This is a genomic window from Mesorhizobium sp. B2-6-2 (assembly GCF_006440615.1).
Taxonomy (GTDB): Bacteria; Pseudomonadota; Alphaproteobacteria; order Rhizobiales; family Rhizobiaceae; genus Mesorhizobium.
On sequence record NZ_VFUG01000003.1, the window covers coordinates 129,094 to 143,552 of the forward strand.

Below are 14,459 nucleotides of genomic sequence, written 5' to 3' on the forward strand. Positions count from 1 at the left end.
ATGCTTCAGGACAAAGACCGCATCTTCACCAACATCTACGGCCTGTTCGACAAGTCGCTGGCCGGCGCGCAGTCGCGCGGCATCTGGGACGATACGCCAGGCCTCGTCGCCAAGGGGCGCGACTGGATCGTCAACGAGATGAAGGCGTCCGGCCTGCGCGGCCGTGGCGGCGCCGGCTTCCCGACCGGGTTGAAATGGTCGTTCATGCCCAAGCAGAGCGATGGACGGCCGAGCTATCTCGTCATCAACGCCGACGAATCCGAGCCGGGCACCTGCAAGGACCGCGATATACTGCGCAACGATCCGCACACGCTGGTCGAGGGCGCGCTGGTCGCCGGCTTCGCCATGGGCGCGATCGCAGCCTACATCTATGTGCGCGGCGAGTTCATCCGCGAACGCGAGGCGCTGCAGCGCGCCATCGACGAGGCTTACGCAGCCAAGCTGATCGGCAAGAACAACACGTCCGGCTATGACTTCGACATCTACATGCATCATGGCGCCGGCGCCTATATCTGCGGCGAGGAGACGGCGCTGCTCGAAAGCCTGGAAGGCAAGAAGGGCCAGCCGCGGCTGAAGCCGCCATTCCCGGCCAATGTCGGCCTCTATGGCTGCCCGACCACCGTCAACAACGTCGAATCGATCGCGGTGGCGCCGACCATCCTGCGCCGGGGCGCCGCCTGGTTCTCGTCCTTCGGCCGTCCGAACAATGCAGGCACCAAGCTGTTCTGCGTGTCCGGCCACGTCAACAATCCGTGCACCTTCGAAGAAGCGATGTCGATCCCGTTCCGCGAGCTGATCGAGACGCATTGCGGCGGCATCCGCGGCGGCTGGGACAATCTGCTCGCGGTCATTCCGGGCGGCGCTTCGGTGCCGCTGGTGCCGGCCGAGCAGATCATGGACGCGCCGATGGATTTCGACGCGCTGCGCGACCTGAAATCCGGCCTCGGCACGGCCGCCGTCATCGTCATGGACAAGTCGACGGATATCGTGAAGGCGATCGCCAGGCTTTCCTATTTCTACAAGCATGAGAGCTGCGGCCAGTGCACGCCGTGCCGCGAAGGCACCGGCTGGATGTGGCGGGTGATGGAACGGTTGGTGCGCGGCGAGGCGCAGAAGCGCGAGATCGATATGCTGCTCGACGTCACCAAGCAGGTCGAGGGCCACACGATCTGCGCGCTGGGCGACGCGGCTGCCTGGCCGATCCAGGGCCTGATGCGGCATTTCCGCGGCGAGGTGGAACGCCGCATCGACGAGTTTTCGCGCAACGCGCACCGGGTCGAGCCGGTGATGGTGGCGGCGGAATAAGACTACGAAATACGGGCTTGGCCCGAAGACTAAAAAACTGGGGCGGGCATACGAAGAAACGACCAGGAGATCTCTATGGCGCCGTATTCGATACCCTATCCGTTCGTGCCTGATTTGGACCAACTCGAGAAGATGAACCAGGACCTGACCAAGATGATGCCGAAGGAGATGGCCAGCGCCGTCAACCTTCTGGCGCATCCAGTCGCGGGTGCCGCCGCGATGTCGGCGCTCAGCATCGGTCTGGCCAACCACGCCGTCGGCATGTGGATGGGCGCGTTCACCGGCGCGCTGGAGGCTTCGCAGCGCATGTTCCAGCCTTTCCTCGACGATCTCGAGGCGCAGCACGAAGCGGCCGCCAACGCCTCCAAGGCGCGCAAGGCGACCGAGACGTTGATCGCCAGGGCTCAGACCTTCGCCCAGGATGTGACCGACATAGCGGCGAACGCGACCGAGAAGGCGCTCGACGCGACCGGGGCAGATATTGTCGCCCAACCGGCCGCAACGGGGCTGATGCCCGAGGATTTCAGGCAGCCGAAGGCCGTCGACAAGCCGGCGAAGCCGTCGGACCTGAAGGCGATTTCGGGTGTCGGGCCGAAGCTGGAAAAGGTGCTCAACGGTCTCGGCATCTGGACCTATGGCCAGATCGCCGCCTGGACGTCGGAAGAGATCGCCTGGGTGGAAGATTACCTGTCGCTCGCCGGCCGTATCGGCCGCGACAACTGGACTGCCCAGGCCGCGGCGCTCGCCGCGAAAAAGTGAATTGAAATGCCGGGCGCGGCTTCAGTCGCGCCCGGAAGGATAGATTGCGGGACATCCGCAGAGGTTTGAGGCGAATGGCAAAGCTAAAGGTCGACGGGAAAGAGATCACGGTACCCGACCATTACACGCTGCTGCAGGCGGCCGAGGACGCCGGCGCGGAAGTGCCGCGCTTCTGCTTCCACGAGCGGCTGTCGATCGCCGGCAATTGCCGCATGTGCCTGATCGAGGTAAAGGGCGGTCCGCCCAAGCCACAGGCCTCCTGCGCCATGGGCGTGCGCGACCTGCGTCCCGGCCCGAATGGCGAGCCGCCGGAAATCTTCACCAACACGCCGATGGTCAAGAAGGCCCGCGAAGGCGTGATGGAATTCCTGCTGATCAACCATCCGCTCGATTGCCCGATCTGCGACCAGGGCGGCGAATGCGACCTGCAGGACCAGGCGATGGCCTTCGGCGTCGATTCCTCGCGCTATCACGAGAACAAGCGCGCGGTCGAAGACAAGTATATCGGCCCGCTGGTCAAGACCGTGATGAACCGCTGCATCCATTGCACGCGCTGCGTCCGCTTCACCACCGAGGTCGCCGGCATTTCCGAGCTCGGCCTGATCGGCCGCGGCGAGGATGCCGAGATCACCACCTATCTCGAACAGGCGATGACGTCGGAGCTGCAGGGCAACGTCATCGATCTGTGCCCGGTCGGCGCGCTGACCTCCAAGCCGTTCGCCTTCCAGGCACGGCCGTGGGAGCTGACGAAGACGGAATCGATCGACGTCATGGACGCCGTCGGCTCGGCGATCCGCGTCGACAGCCGCGGTCGCGAAGTGATGCGCATTCTGCCGCGCGTCAACGAGGCGGTGAACGAGGAGTGGATCTCCGACAAGACGCGCTTCATCTGGGACGGCCTGCGCACGCAGCGCCTCGATCGCCCTTACGTGCGCAAGAACGGCAGGCTCGTTTCGGCGAGCTGGGCGGAAGCCTTCGCAGCGATCAAGGACGAGGTTGCAAAGACCGCGCCCGAGCGGATCGGTGCCATCGCCGGCGATCTCGCCGCGGTCGAGGAAATCTACGCGCTCAAGCTGCTGATGGCCGCGCTCGGCTCGAAGAACGTCGACTGCCGCCAGGACGGCGCCGCGCTCGATCCCTCGCTCGGCCGCGCCAGCTACATCTTCAACCCGACCATCGAAGGCATCGAGCAGGCCGATGCGGTGCTGATCATCGGCGCCAATCCGCGCTTCGAGGCCTCGGTGCTCAACGCCCGCATCCGCAAGCGCTGGCGCGTCGGCAATCTGCCGGTCGGCGTCATCGGCGAGATCGGCGACACACGCTACGACTATGAGCTGATCGGCGCCGGCCCGGAATCGCTCAAGGACCTTGCCGAAGGCAACGGCAAGTTCTTCGAGGTGCTGAGCAAGGCCACGCATCCGCTGATCATTGTGGGCCAGGGCGCGCTGGCGCGCACCGACGGCGCAGCGGTGCTCGGCCAGGCAGCCAGGCTCGCGGCTGCCGTCAACGCGGTCACGGCCGAATGGAACGGCTTTGCGGTGCTGCACAACGCAGCGGCAAGAGTCGGCGGCCTCGATGTCGGCTTTGTGCCGGGCGAGGGCGGCAAGAACGTCGCCGGCATGCTGGGCGAGACCGATGTGCTCTTCCTGCTCGGCGCCGACGAGATCGACATGGCCAAGACCGGCGGCGCCTTCGTTGTCTATATCGGCACGCATGGCGATGCCGGCGCGCACCGCGCCAATGTCATCCTGCCGGCCGCGGCCTACACCGAGAAGTCGGGCACCTATGTCAACACGGAAGGCCGCGTGCAGCAGACCAACCGCGCCGGCTTCGCCCCTGGCGAGGCGCGCGAGGACTGGGCGATCCTGCGGGCGCTCTCCGACGTGCTCGGCAAGAAGCTGCCCTTCGATTCGCTGGCGCAGCTGCGTGCCAAGCTCTATGGCGAATTCCCGCACCTCGCCCGCATCGACCAGGTGCAGGCGGGCAGCGGCGACGACATCGCCAAGGTGGCGAAGCTCGGCGGCCGGCTTAACAAGGGCACCTTCACCTCGCCGGTGAAGGATTTTTATCTGACCAACCCGATCGCGCGGGCGTCGGCCGTGATGGCCGAATGCTCGGCGCTGGCCAAGAGCGGCTTCAAGCAGGCGGCGGAATAAACATGGACACCTTCTTCTCCTTCTATGTGCTGCCGACGCTGCTGATCCTGTTGAAGTCGGTCGTGCTGATCGTCGTGCTTCTGATCGGCGTCGCTTATCTGCTTTATGCCGACCGCAAGATCTGGGCGGCGGTGCAATTGCGGCGTGGGCCGAACGTCGTCGGTCCGTGGGGAACGCTGCAGGCCTTTGCCGACCTTCTGAAATTTGTCTTCAAGGAGCCGGTGATCCCGTCGGGCGCCAACAAGGGCGTGTTCCTTCTGGCGCCGCTGGTCTCGGCGGTGCTGGCGATTTCGGCCTGGGCGGTCATTCCGGTCAATGAGGGCTGGGCGATCGCCAACATCAATGTCGGCATCCTTTATGTCTTCGCCATCTCCTCGCTCGAGGTCTATGGCGTGATCATGGGCGGCTGGGCGTCCAACTCGAAATATCCGTTCCTCGGCGCGTTGCGCTCGGCCGCGCAGATGGTGTCCTACGAAGTCTCGATCGGCTTCGTCATCGTCACCGTGCTGCTCACCGTCGGCTCGCTCAACCTCTCCGACATCGTCATGTCGCAGCAGGACGGTCTCGGCACGCGGCTCGGCCTGCCCAACACCTTCCTCGACTGGCATTGGCTGTCGCTGTTGCCGATGTTCGTGGTGTTCTTCATCTCCGCGCTTGCCGAGACGAACCGCCCGCCCTTCGATCTCGTCGAGGCTGAGTCGGAACTGGTCGCCGGCCATATGGTCGAATACTCGTCGACGCCGTTCCTGCTCTTCTTCCTCGGCGAATATGTCGCCGTCGTCCTGATGTGCGCGCTGGCGACCATCCTGTTCCTCGGCGGCTGGCTGCCGCCGTTCAACTTCGCGCCTTTCACCTGGGTGCCGGGGGTGATCTGGTTCGTGCTGAAGATCTGCCTGATGTTCTTCATGTTCTCCATGGTGAAGGCTTTCGTGCCGCGCTACCGCTACGACCAGCTGATGCGGCTGGGCTGGAAGGTGTTCCTGCCGATCTCGCTGTTCATGGTCGTCGCCACCGCGGCCTTCCTCAAGATCACGGGGTTTGCGTGATGTCCGCTCTGGCCCAGGCCGCAAAATCGCTGCTGCTGAAGGATTTCGTCAGCGCCTTCTTCCTGTCGATGCGCCAGTTTTTCGCGCCGAAGGAAACGATCAACTATCCGCATGAGAAGGGGCCGATCAGCCCGCGTTTCCGCGGCGAGCATGCGCTGCGCCGCTATCCGAACGGCGAGGAACGCTGCATCGCCTGCAAGCTCTGCGAGGCGATCTGCCCAGCGCAGGCGATCACCATCGAGGCCGGCCCGCGCCGCAATGACGGCACGCGCCGCACCGTGCGCTACGATATCGACATGGTGAAGTGCATTTATTGCGGCTTCTGCCAGGAAGCCTGCCCGGTCGACGCCATCGTCGAAGGGCCGAATTTCGAATTCGCGACCGAGACGCGCGAGGAGCTCTACTACAACAAGGAAAAGCTGCTCGCGAACGGCGATCGCTGGGAGCGTGAGCTGGCGCGCAACATCGCGCTGGATGCGCCGTATAGGTGATTAGCGTGCTTCTCCCCGTTTACGGGGAGAAGATGCCGGCAGGCAGATGAGGGGCGGCGCCAGCTTCTGGAAACTTGGCGTACCCCTCATCCGGCCCTTCGGGCCACCTTCTCCCCGTAAACGGGGAGAAGGAACAAGAAAGTGGACGGCGCAACGCCGTCCGTCTAAGGAACACGCGGTTTCGAACCGGAGGCGGGTCGGAGTCGGAATTTGGAACCCCGGGGGAACCCATGCTGAGTGGACTAGAGGCGGCCTTTTTCTACCTCTTCGCCTTTATCGCCGTGGCGTCGGCCTTCATGGTCATTTCGTCGCGCAACCCCGTGCATTCCGTGCTGTTCCTGATCCTCACCTTCTTCAACGCCGCGGGGCTGTTCATGCTGACCGGCGCCGAGTTCCTGGCGATGATCCTGCTGGTCGTCTATGTCGGCGCGGTTATGGTGCTGTTCCTGTTCGTCGTCATGATGCTCGACGTCGACTTCGCCGAGATGAAAGAGGGCGCGCTGCAATACGCGCCGATCGGCGCGCTGGTCGGGCTGATCCTGGCGGCGGAGCTGATCGTCGTGCTCGGCGGCTACACATTCGCCCCGCAGCTCGCCTCGACGGTCGCCAAGGCAACGCCGGATCTCGCCACGCGCTCCAACACGGCGGCGCTCGGCGACATCCTCTACACGGACTACCTCTATTATTTCCAGATTTCCGGCCTGGTGCTGCTGGTCGCCATGATCGGCGCCATCGTCTTGACGCTGCGCCACAAGGAGGGCGTCAAGCGGCAGTCGATCGCCGCGCAGGTCGCCCGCACGCCGGCGACGGGCATGGAAATCCGCAAGGTCAAATCGGGCGAGGGCATCTGAGATGGTCGTCGGCATTGCACATTACCTGACCGTATCGGCGATCCTGTTCACGCTCGGCGTGTTCGGCATCTTCCTGAACCGCCGCAACATCATCGTCATCCTGATGTCGATTGAGCTCATCCTGCTTGCAGTCAACATCAATTTCGTCGCTTTCTCGGCGGCGCTGCATGACCTCGTCGGACAGGTCTTTGCCCTGTTCGTGCTGACGGTCGCAGCCGCTGAAGCCGCGATCGGACTTGCCATTCTTGTCGTCTTCTTCCGCAACCGCGGCTCGATCGCGGTCGAAGACGTGAGCGCGATGAAGGGTTGACGGGAACCATCATGTATCAGGCTATCGTCTTCCTTCCGCTGCTTGGCTTCCTGATTGTCGGCCTGTTCGGCAATTCGCTCGGCGCCAAGGCTTCCGAATACATTACCTCCGGCTTCCTGGTGATCGCGGCGGTGCTGTCGTGGGTTGCCTTCTTCACCGTCGGCTTCGGCCATGGCGAAGTGTTCACCGTGCCGGTGCTGCGCTGGATCCAGTCGGGCGGCATCGACGCCTCCTGGGCGCTTAGGATCGACACGCTGACGGTGGTTATGCTGGTCGTCGTCAACACCGTGTCGGCGCTGGTCCATATCTACTCGATCGGCTACATGCACTACGATCCGAACCGGCCGCGTTTCTTCGCCTATCTGTCGCTGTTCACCTTCGCGATGCTGATGCTGGTGACGGCCGACAACCTCATCCAGATGTTCTTCGGCTGGGAGGGCGTCGGTCTCGCCTCCTATCTCTTGATCGGCTTCTGGTACAAGAAGCCGTCGGCCAATGCCGCCGCCATCAAGGCTTTCGTCGTCAACCGCGTCGGCGACTTCGGCTTCGCGCTCGGCATCTTCGGCGTGTTCGTACTGTTCGGCTCGGTCAATCTGAGTACCGTGTTCGCCAATGCCGCATCCTTCCTGCCGGCCGAAGGTGCGCCGGCGGGTGCCGCCGTGCTCACCTTCCTCGGCCAAGCGCTCGACAAGCAGACGGCATTGACGGTGGTCTGCCTGCTGCTCTTCATGGGCGCCATGGGCAAGTCGGCGCAGGTGCCGCTGCACACCTGGCTGCCGGACGCCATGGAAGGCCCGACGCCTGTGTCCGCGCTCATCCACGCGGCAACCATGGTGACCGCCGGCGTGTTCATGCTGGCGAGGCTTTCGCCGCTGTTCGAGCTGTCGCATTCGGCGCTGACCGTCGTCACTTTCATCGGCGCATTCACCGCCTTCTTCGCGGCGACCGTCGGCCTCGTCCAGAACGACATCAAGCGCGTCATCGCCTATTCGACCTGCTCGCAGCTCGGCTATATGTTCGTGGCGCTCGGCGTCGGCGCTTATGGCGCGGCGATCTTCCACCTTTTCACGCACGCCTTCTTCAAGGCGCTGCTGTTCCTCGGCTCCGGCTCGGTCATCCATGCTGTGTCCGACGAGCAGGACATGCGCAAGATGGGCGGCCTGCGCAAGCTGATCCCGGCGACCTACTGGATGATGGTTGTCGGCACGCTGGCGCTGACCGGCGTCGGCATTCCGGCAACGGTGATCGGCACTGCCGGCTTCTTCTCGAAGGACGCCATCATCGCGACCTCCTTCGCCAGCCACAATGCCGTGGCCGGCTTCGCCTTTATCCTGCTGGTGGTCGCCGCCTGCTTCACCAGCTTCTATTCCTGGCGGCTGATCTTCATGACCTTCCACGGCGAGCCGCGCGCCAGCCACGAGGTCATGCACCATGTCCACGAATCGCCGCCGGTGATGCTGGTGCCGCTCTATGTGCTGGCCGCCGGCGCGCTGTTTGCCGGTATCATCTTCCACGGCGCCTTCATCGGCGAGGGTTACGCCGAATTCTGGAAGGCTTCGCTGTTCACGCTGCCGGAAAACCACATCCTGCATGAGATCCACGAATTGCCGCTCTGGGTCGAGCTCGCCCCGTTCGTCGCCATGCTGATCGGCCTCGCGGTGGCCTGGAAATTCTATATTCGCTCGCCGGAACTTCCCCGAAGCGTCGCCGCCAATCATCGCCTGCTTTATGGATTCCTGCTCAACAAGTGGTATTTCGACGAGCTCTACGACTTCCTGTTCGTGCGGCCGGCGAAGCGCCTCGGCAGGTTCCTGTGGAAGACCGGAGACGGCGCCGTCATTGACGGCCTCGGCCCCGACGGCATCTCGGCGCGCGTCGTCGACGTCACCAACAGGGTCGTCAAGCTGCAGACCGGCTATCTCTATCACTATGCCTTCGCCATGCTGATCGGCGTGGCCGCTCTCGTCACCTGGATGATGCTCTGATGACCGACTGGCCAATCCTCTCGCTGGTCACCTTCCTGCCGCTGGTTGGTGTTCTGCTCATCCTGTTCATCAGCGACGACAGCGAAAACGCGCGCCGCAACATTCGCGCGATCGCATTCATCACGACGGCGTTCACCTTCGTCATCTCGCTGTTCATCTGGACGGGCTTCGACAATTCGCAGGCCGGCTTCCAGTTCGTCGAGAAGCACGCTTGGCTGGATTCGGGCATTTCCTACCATATGGGCGTCGACGGCATCTCGATGCTGTTCGTCATCCTGACCACCTTCCTGATGCCGCTTTGCATACTGGCCTCCTGGGATGCGATCGAGAAGCGGGTCAAGGCCTATATGATCGCCTTCCTGATCCTCGAGACGCTGATGATCGGCGTGTTCTGCGCGCTCGACATCGTGCTGTTCTACGTCTTCTTCGAGGCCGGCCTGATCCCGATGTTCATCATCATCGGCGTCTGGGGCGGCAAGCGGCGCGTCTATGCCTCGTTCAAGTTCTTCCTCTACACGCTCGCCGGCTCGGTGCTGATGCTGCTCGCCATCATGGCGATGTTCTTCCAGTCAGGCACCACCGACATTCCGACGCTTCTGACGCATAATTTCCCGGCCAACATGCAGACCTGGCTGTGGCTCGCCTTCTTCGCCTCCTTCGCGGTGAAGATGCCGATGTGGCCGGTGCATACCTGGCTGCCCGACGCGCATGTCGAGGCGCCGACCGCGGGCTCCGTCATCCTGGCCGGCATCCTGCTGAAGATGGGCGGGTACGGCTTTCTGCGCTTCTCCCTGCCGATGTTCCCGGAGGCGTCGGCGATGTTCGCGCCGCTGGTGTTCACGCTCTCGGTCGTCGCCATCATCTACACCTCGCTGGTGGCGCTGATGCAGGAGGACATGAAGAAGCTGATCGCCTATTCGTCGGTCGCCCATATGGGCTTCGTCACCATGGGCATCTTCGCGATGAACCAGGAAGGCGTGCAGGGCGCGATCTTCCAGATGCTCAGCCACGGCCTCGTCTCGGGCGCGCTGTTCCTGTGCGTCGGCGTCATCTACGACCGCATGCACACGCGCGAGATCGACGCCTATGGCGGTCTGGTCAACAACATGCCGAAATACGCCACCGTGTTCATGATCTTCACCATGGCCAATGTCGGCCTTCCCGGCACCAGCGGCTTCATCGGCGAGTTCCTGACCATGCTCGGCGTGTTCAAGGTCAACACCTGGGTGGCGTTCTTCGCCGCCACCGGCGTCATCCTGTCAGCGGCCTACGCGCTGTGGCTCTATCGCCGGGTGATCTTCGGCGCGCTGACCAAGGACAGCCTGAAGAACCTGCTCGACCTTTCGCCGCGTGAGAAGGCGATCGTCTACCCGCTGGTGGCGCTGGTCATCTTCTTCGGCGTCTATCCGGCGCCGGTGTTCGACGCGACGGCCCAGTCGGTCAAGACGCTCGTCACCAACGTCACCGCATCCATCAATTCCGCGCAGACCGCGGCGGCGAACTGACTGGGGAATAGACCATGACGCCGGACCTTCTCTCCAGCTTTTCGCTCTCGACGCCGGAACTGATCCTCGCCGTCGGCGCGCTGGCGCTCCTGATGATCGGGGCCTATTCGCGCTCCAACAGCACCATGACCGTGACCGGGCTGGCCGTCCTCGTGCTGGTGGTGGCCGGACTGTGGCTTGCCTTCTCCGGCATGCAGGGCTCAGCCTATGGCGGCGCCTTCGTGCAGGATCCCTTCAGCGCCTTCATGAAGATGCTGTCGCTGATCGGCTCGGCGGTGACGCTGGTCATGTCGATGCGCTTCGCGCGCCAGGAACATTTCGACAAGTTCGAATTCCCGGTTCTTATCCTGCTCTGCACGCTGGGCATGCTGTTGATGATTTCGGCCAACGGCATGATCGGGCTCTATCTCGGGCTCGAGCTGCAGTCGCTGGCGATCTACGTGCTGGCGGCGATCAACCGCGACAATCTGCGCTCGACCGAAGCCGGCCTGAAATACTTCGTCCTCGGCGCGCTGTCGTCGGGCATGCTGCTCTACGGCATCAGCCTCGTTTACGGCTACACCGGCAATACCGGCTTCCAGGAAATCGCGGCTGCGCTTGACAGCGGCGAGCGTCAGCTCGGCCTCGTCTTCGGCCTGGTGTTCGTGCTTGCCGGTCTCGCCTTCAAGATCTCGGCCGTGCCGTTCCACATGTGGACGCCGGACGTCTACGAGGGCGCGCCGACGCCGATCACCGCCTTCCTGGCAGCCGCCCCGAAGATGGCGGCGATGGCGCTGATCGTGCGCGTCACCATGGGCGCCTTCAAGCCGATCGCCTCGGACTGGCAGCAGATCGTCGTCTTCATCTCGATTGCCTCGATGGCGCTCGGCGCTTTCGCGGCCATCGGCCAGACCAACATCAAGCGCCTGATGGCCTATTCCTCGATCGGCCATATGGGCTATGCGCTGGTCGGCCTTGCCGCCAACAGCCAGGCCGGCGTGCGCGGCGTCGCCATCTACATGCTGATCTATCTGGTGATGACGCTGGGCACCTTCGCCTTCATTCTGGCCATGCGGCGCAAGGAAGGCAATGTCGAGCAGATCAGCGATCTTTCCGGTCTCGCCTCGACCAACCCGTTCATGGCCACCATCCTCACCATCCTGATGTTCTCGCTTGCCGGCATTCCGCCGCTCGCCGGCTTCTGGGGGAAGTGGTACGTGTTCCTCGCCGCCATCAACGCGCATCTCTACGCGCTGGCGATCATCGGCGTGCTGGCCTCGGTGGTGGGCGCCTACTATTATCTGCGCATCATCAAGATCATGTGGTTCGACGAGCCGGTCGGCGGCTTCGTGCCGATGGCCAGCGAGCTGCGCCTCGTGCTCGGCGTCAGCGGCGCCTTCGTGCTGTTCTATGTGCTGATCGGCGGGCCGATCGGCAGCTATGCCGAAGCCGCCGCCAAGACCTTCTTCTGACGGGATGGCATTTCGGCTGGCTCCAACCGCGGCGTCGGAGGGGTTCCGGCTCGAGGCGCATGACAGCGTCGGCTCGACCAACGGGCTGGCGCTGGAACACGCGCGCGCCGGCGATCCCGGCAAGCTCTGGGTCGTTTCGAAGAAGCAGGAAAGCGGCCGCGGCCGCCGCGGCCGTGTCTGGGCAACGCCCGAAGGCAATCTCGCGGCGACGCTGCTTCTGGTTCCGGGCGGCGAGCTTCGGCTGGCCGCGACGCTCGGCTTTGTCGCGGGGCTTGCGCTGGCCGACGCGCTCGACGCGGTCGTGCCGAAGGGCCGGATCGCCGTCGCCTTGGATGGCGCAAGCCAGGGCCGCAACCGCTTCGAATTGAAATGGCCGAACGACGTGCTGGCTTCGGGCGCCAAGCTTGCCGGCATCCTGTTGGAGTCGGCGATGCTCGATGGCGGCCGCTTTGCCGTCGCTATCGGCATCGGCGTCAATGTCGTGGCTTACCCTGAGGATTTGCCTTATCCAGCGACATCGCTGCAGGCGCTGGGCGCGACTTGCGACGCCGAAACGCTGTTCCTGGCGCTCTCGGATGCCTGGAGCGAGAATGCCCGGATGTGGGATGACGGACGCGGGCTCGATGCCATCAGAAAGCGCTGGCTTGCCCGCGCGGCAGGGCTCGGCGGCGAGGTTGCTGTCAGAATTGACGGCAATGTGGTGCGCGGCGTCTTCGAAACCATTGACGAGGACTGCCGTTTCGTGATCCGCGACGATGAGGGATCGGTTTTGACGATTGCGGCCGGCGACGTGCATTTCGGCGCGGTCGCCTCGGCCCGCGTATAATTTTGTTTTTGCGCAATTCCGGGCGGAAAGCCGTGACACGCTTTCCCGGAATTGCGCCAACGGCTTGGCCAAAGCGGCCAGGAAGGAAAGAATTGATGGCGAATAGACAAAACGCCGAACTCGTCTTCGCGCCGCTGGGCGGCGTCGGCGAGATCGGCATGAACTTCGCCCTTTACGGCTATGGGCCTGCCGACGCGCGCGAATGGATCATCGTCGATGTCGGCGTCACCTTTCCGGACTCGGCACATCCCGGCGTTGATCTCATCCTGCCCGATACGCGCTTCATCGAGGAGAATATCGGCGGCCTGCGCGGCATCGTCATCACCCACGCGCATGAGGATCATTACGGCGCGCTGCTCGACATCTGGCCGAAGCTTAAAGTCCCGGTCTGGATGACGCCGTTCACCGCCGGCCTGCTCGAGGCCAAGCGGCAGGGCGAGCAGGGCGCGCCGAAGATTCCGGCGTCGATCTACCGGGCCGGAGAGAAATTCACCATCGGACCTTTCGAGATCGAGGCCATTCCGGTGGCGCATTCGATTCCCGAGCCGATGTCGTTGGCGATCACCACGCCCGCCGGCACCGTCATCCACACCGGCGACTGGAAGATAGACCCGGCGCCGACGATCGGCCCGAAGACCGACGAGGCACGCTTCCGCGCCTATGGCGACAAGGGCGTGCTGGCGCTGATCTGCGATTCCACCAACGCGCTGAGGGAAGGGGAGTCACCGTCGGAAGTCGCTGTCGGGGAAGGCCTCAAGGGCGTCATCGAGAGTGCGAAGGGGCGCGTCGCGGTCACGACCTTCTCCTCCAATGTCGGGCGCATCGTCTCGATCGCCAAGGCGGCACGCGATGCCGGCCGGCAATGCCTCGTGCTCGGTCGATCGCTGAAGCGCGTTATCGATGTGGCGGGCGAGCTCGGCTACATGGACGGGCTGCCGGAGTTCATCGCCGAGGAGGACTATGGCTATATCCCGCGCGAGAACCTGGTGATCATCTGCACCGGCAGCCAGGGCGAGCCGCTGGCTGCCCTTGCCAAGCTTTCGCGCGACGAGATGAAGTCGGTGGCGCTGACGGCCGGCGATACGGTGGTGTTTTCCTCGCGCACCATTCCGGGCAACGAAAAGGGAATTCTCGAGATCAAAAACCGGCTGATCGATCTCGGCATGAAGATCATCGAGGACGGCGACGCGCTGGTGCATGTCTCCGGCCACCCGCGCCGCAGCGAATTGCGCAAGATGTATGAATGGGTGCGGCCGCAGATCGGCGTTCCCGTGCATGGCGAGGCGGCGCATCTGGTGGCGCAGGGCTCGCTGATGTCGATGTCGGGGATCGGCCAGGTGGCGCAGGTGCGCGACGGCGACATGCTGAGGCTCTGGCCTGGCCCGGCGACGATCATCGACCAGGTGCCGTTCGGGCGGCTCTACAAGGATGGCTCGCTGATCGGCACCGACCAGGCGATGGGCATACGCGACCGTCGCAAGCTTTCCTTCGCCGGGCATGTCGCGGTCAATGTCGTGCTCGACGACAAATATGAGCTTGCCGGCGACCCCGACCTGGTGGCGATCGGCGTCGCCGAAGCGGATGCCCGCGGCGAGACACTGGAGGACCTGATGCTCGATGCGGCAATCGGCGCGGTGGACTCCATTCCGCGTCAGCGCCGAAAAGACCTCGACCTGGTGCAGGAGGCGGTGCGCCGCGCAGTGCGCGGCGCCGCCAACGAAGCCTGGGGCAAGAAGCCGCTGGTGACGGTGTTTGTTACGAGATGAGGGAGTAG

At 63.9% G+C, this 14,459-nt stretch carries 12 protein-coding genes; all 12 read left to right on the top strand.

Features of this window, described 5'->3' with window-relative positions; all coding sequences use genetic code 11:
- The 12 genes from nuoF (at nt 1) to FJ419_RS08765 (ending at nt 14,451) form a co-directional block, all read left to right on the top strand.
- A complete protein-coding gene (gene nuoF / locus FJ419_RS08710) occupies nt 1–1,305 on the top strand; it encodes an NADH-quinone oxidoreductase subunit NuoF (RefSeq protein WP_140689742.1) in 1,305 nt (434 codons plus the stop codon).
- Between the two features lie 75 nt (nt 1,306–1,380).
- A complete protein-coding gene (locus tag FJ419_RS08715; protein ID WP_140689744.1) occupies nt 1,381–2,064 on the top strand; it encodes an NADH-ubiquinone dehydrogenase in 684 nt (227 codons plus the stop codon).
- A gap of 74 nt (nt 2,065–2,138) precedes the next feature.
- Nucleotides 2,139–4,220 (top strand): NADH-quinone oxidoreductase subunit NuoG, encoded by a 2,082-nt coding sequence (nuoG, locus tag FJ419_RS08720; RefSeq protein WP_140689745.1) that lies wholly within the window; start codon nt 2,139–2,141, stop codon nt 4,218–4,220.
- A 2-nt stretch (nt 4,221–4,222) separates the two neighbouring features.
- Nucleotides 4,223–5,266, top strand: coding sequence for an NADH-quinone oxidoreductase subunit NuoH (gene nuoH / locus FJ419_RS08725; protein ID WP_140689747.1), 1,044 nt, complete (start codon nt 4,223–4,225; stop codon nt 5,264–5,266).
- The gene (gene nuoI / locus FJ419_RS08730; RefSeq protein WP_095764866.1) at nt 5,266–5,757 is read left to right on the top strand and encodes an NADH-quinone oxidoreductase subunit NuoI; all 492 of its coding nucleotides are present in this window, start codon (nt 5,266–5,268) and stop codon (nt 5,755–5,757) included. The genes nuoH and nuoI overlap by 1 nt, the downstream gene beginning before the upstream one ends.
- A gap of 230 nt (nt 5,758–5,987) precedes the next feature.
- Nucleotides 5,988–6,608, top strand: coding sequence for an NADH-quinone oxidoreductase subunit J (locus FJ419_RS08735; protein ID WP_140545674.1), 621 nt, complete (start codon nt 5,988–5,990; stop codon nt 6,606–6,608).
- Nucleotide 6,609: 1 nt separating this feature from the next.
- Nucleotides 6,610–6,918: an NADH-quinone oxidoreductase subunit NuoK gene (gene nuoK, locus FJ419_RS08740; RefSeq protein WP_027168992.1), complete on the top strand. Its 309-nt coding sequence runs from the start codon at nt 6,610–6,612 to the stop codon at nt 6,916–6,918.
- Nucleotides 6,919–6,929: 11 nt separating this feature from the next.
- Complete coding sequence (gene nuoL, locus FJ419_RS08745; RefSeq protein ID WP_140689749.1) at nt 6,930–8,903, top strand: NADH-quinone oxidoreductase subunit L; 1,974 nt, start codon at nt 6,930–6,932, stop codon at nt 8,901–8,903.
- A complete protein-coding gene (locus FJ419_RS08750) occupies nt 8,903–10,408 on the top strand; it encodes an NADH-quinone oxidoreductase subunit M (RefSeq protein ID WP_140689752.1) in 1,506 nt (501 codons plus the stop codon). The genes nuoL and FJ419_RS08750 overlap by 1 nt, the downstream gene beginning before the upstream one ends.
- Before the next feature lie 14 nt (nt 10,409–10,422).
- Nucleotides 10,423–11,859: an NADH-quinone oxidoreductase subunit NuoN gene (nuoN, locus tag FJ419_RS08755; RefSeq protein ID WP_140689754.1), complete on the top strand. Its 1,437-nt coding sequence runs from the start codon at nt 10,423–10,425 to the stop codon at nt 11,857–11,859.
- A gap of 4 nt (nt 11,860–11,863) precedes the next feature.
- Nucleotides 11,864–12,685: a biotin--[acetyl-CoA-carboxylase] ligase gene (locus tag FJ419_RS08760; RefSeq protein ID WP_140689756.1), complete on the top strand. Its 822-nt coding sequence runs from the start codon at nt 11,864–11,866 to the stop codon at nt 12,683–12,685.
- Between the two features lie 95 nt (nt 12,686–12,780).
- Nucleotides 12,781–14,451, top strand: coding sequence for a ribonuclease J (locus FJ419_RS08765; protein WP_140689758.1), 1,671 nt, complete (start codon nt 12,781–12,783; stop codon nt 14,449–14,451).
- Nucleotides 14,452–14,459 lie beyond the last annotated feature (8 nt).

What these genes read in the sequence shown, in the direction of transcription:
- FJ419_RS08715 (WP_140689744.1), top strand. Translation starts at nt 1,381, where the DNA reads ATGGCGCCGTATTCGATACCCTATCCGTTCGTGCCTGATTTGGACCAA.
- nuoK (WP_027168992.1), top strand. Translation starts at nt 6,610, where the DNA reads ATGGTCGTCGGCATTGCACATTACCTGACCGTATCGGCGATCCTGTTC.
- nuoI (WP_095764866.1), top strand. Translation starts at nt 5,266, where the DNA reads ATGTCCGCTCTGGCCCAGGCCGCAAAATCGCTGCTGCTGAAGGATTTC.
- FJ419_RS08765 (WP_140689758.1), top strand. Translation starts at nt 12,781, where the DNA reads ATGGCGAATAGACAAAACGCCGAACTCGTCTTCGCGCCGCTGGGCGGC.
- nuoF (WP_140689742.1), top strand. Translation starts at nt 1, where the DNA reads ATGCTTCAGGACAAAGACCGCATCTTCACCAACATCTACGGCCTGTTC.
- FJ419_RS08750 (WP_140689752.1), top strand. Translation starts at nt 8,903, where the DNA reads ATGACCGACTGGCCAATCCTCTCGCTGGTCACCTTCCTGCCGCTGGTT.
- nuoN (WP_140689754.1), top strand. Translation starts at nt 10,423, where the DNA reads ATGACGCCGGACCTTCTCTCCAGCTTTTCGCTCTCGACGCCGGAACTG.
- nuoH (WP_140689747.1), top strand. Translation starts at nt 4,223, where the DNA reads ATGGACACCTTCTTCTCCTTCTATGTGCTGCCGACGCTGCTGATCCTG.
- nuoG (WP_140689745.1), top strand. Translation starts at nt 2,139, where the DNA reads ATGGCAAAGCTAAAGGTCGACGGGAAAGAGATCACGGTACCCGACCAT.
- FJ419_RS08760 (WP_140689756.1), top strand. Translation starts at nt 11,864, where the DNA reads ATGGCATTTCGGCTGGCTCCAACCGCGGCGTCGGAGGGGTTCCGGCTC.
- nuoL (WP_140689749.1), top strand. Translation starts at nt 6,930, where the DNA reads ATGTATCAGGCTATCGTCTTCCTTCCGCTGCTTGGCTTCCTGATTGTC.
- FJ419_RS08735 (WP_140545674.1), top strand. Translation starts at nt 5,988, where the DNA reads ATGCTGAGTGGACTAGAGGCGGCCTTTTTCTACCTCTTCGCCTTTATC.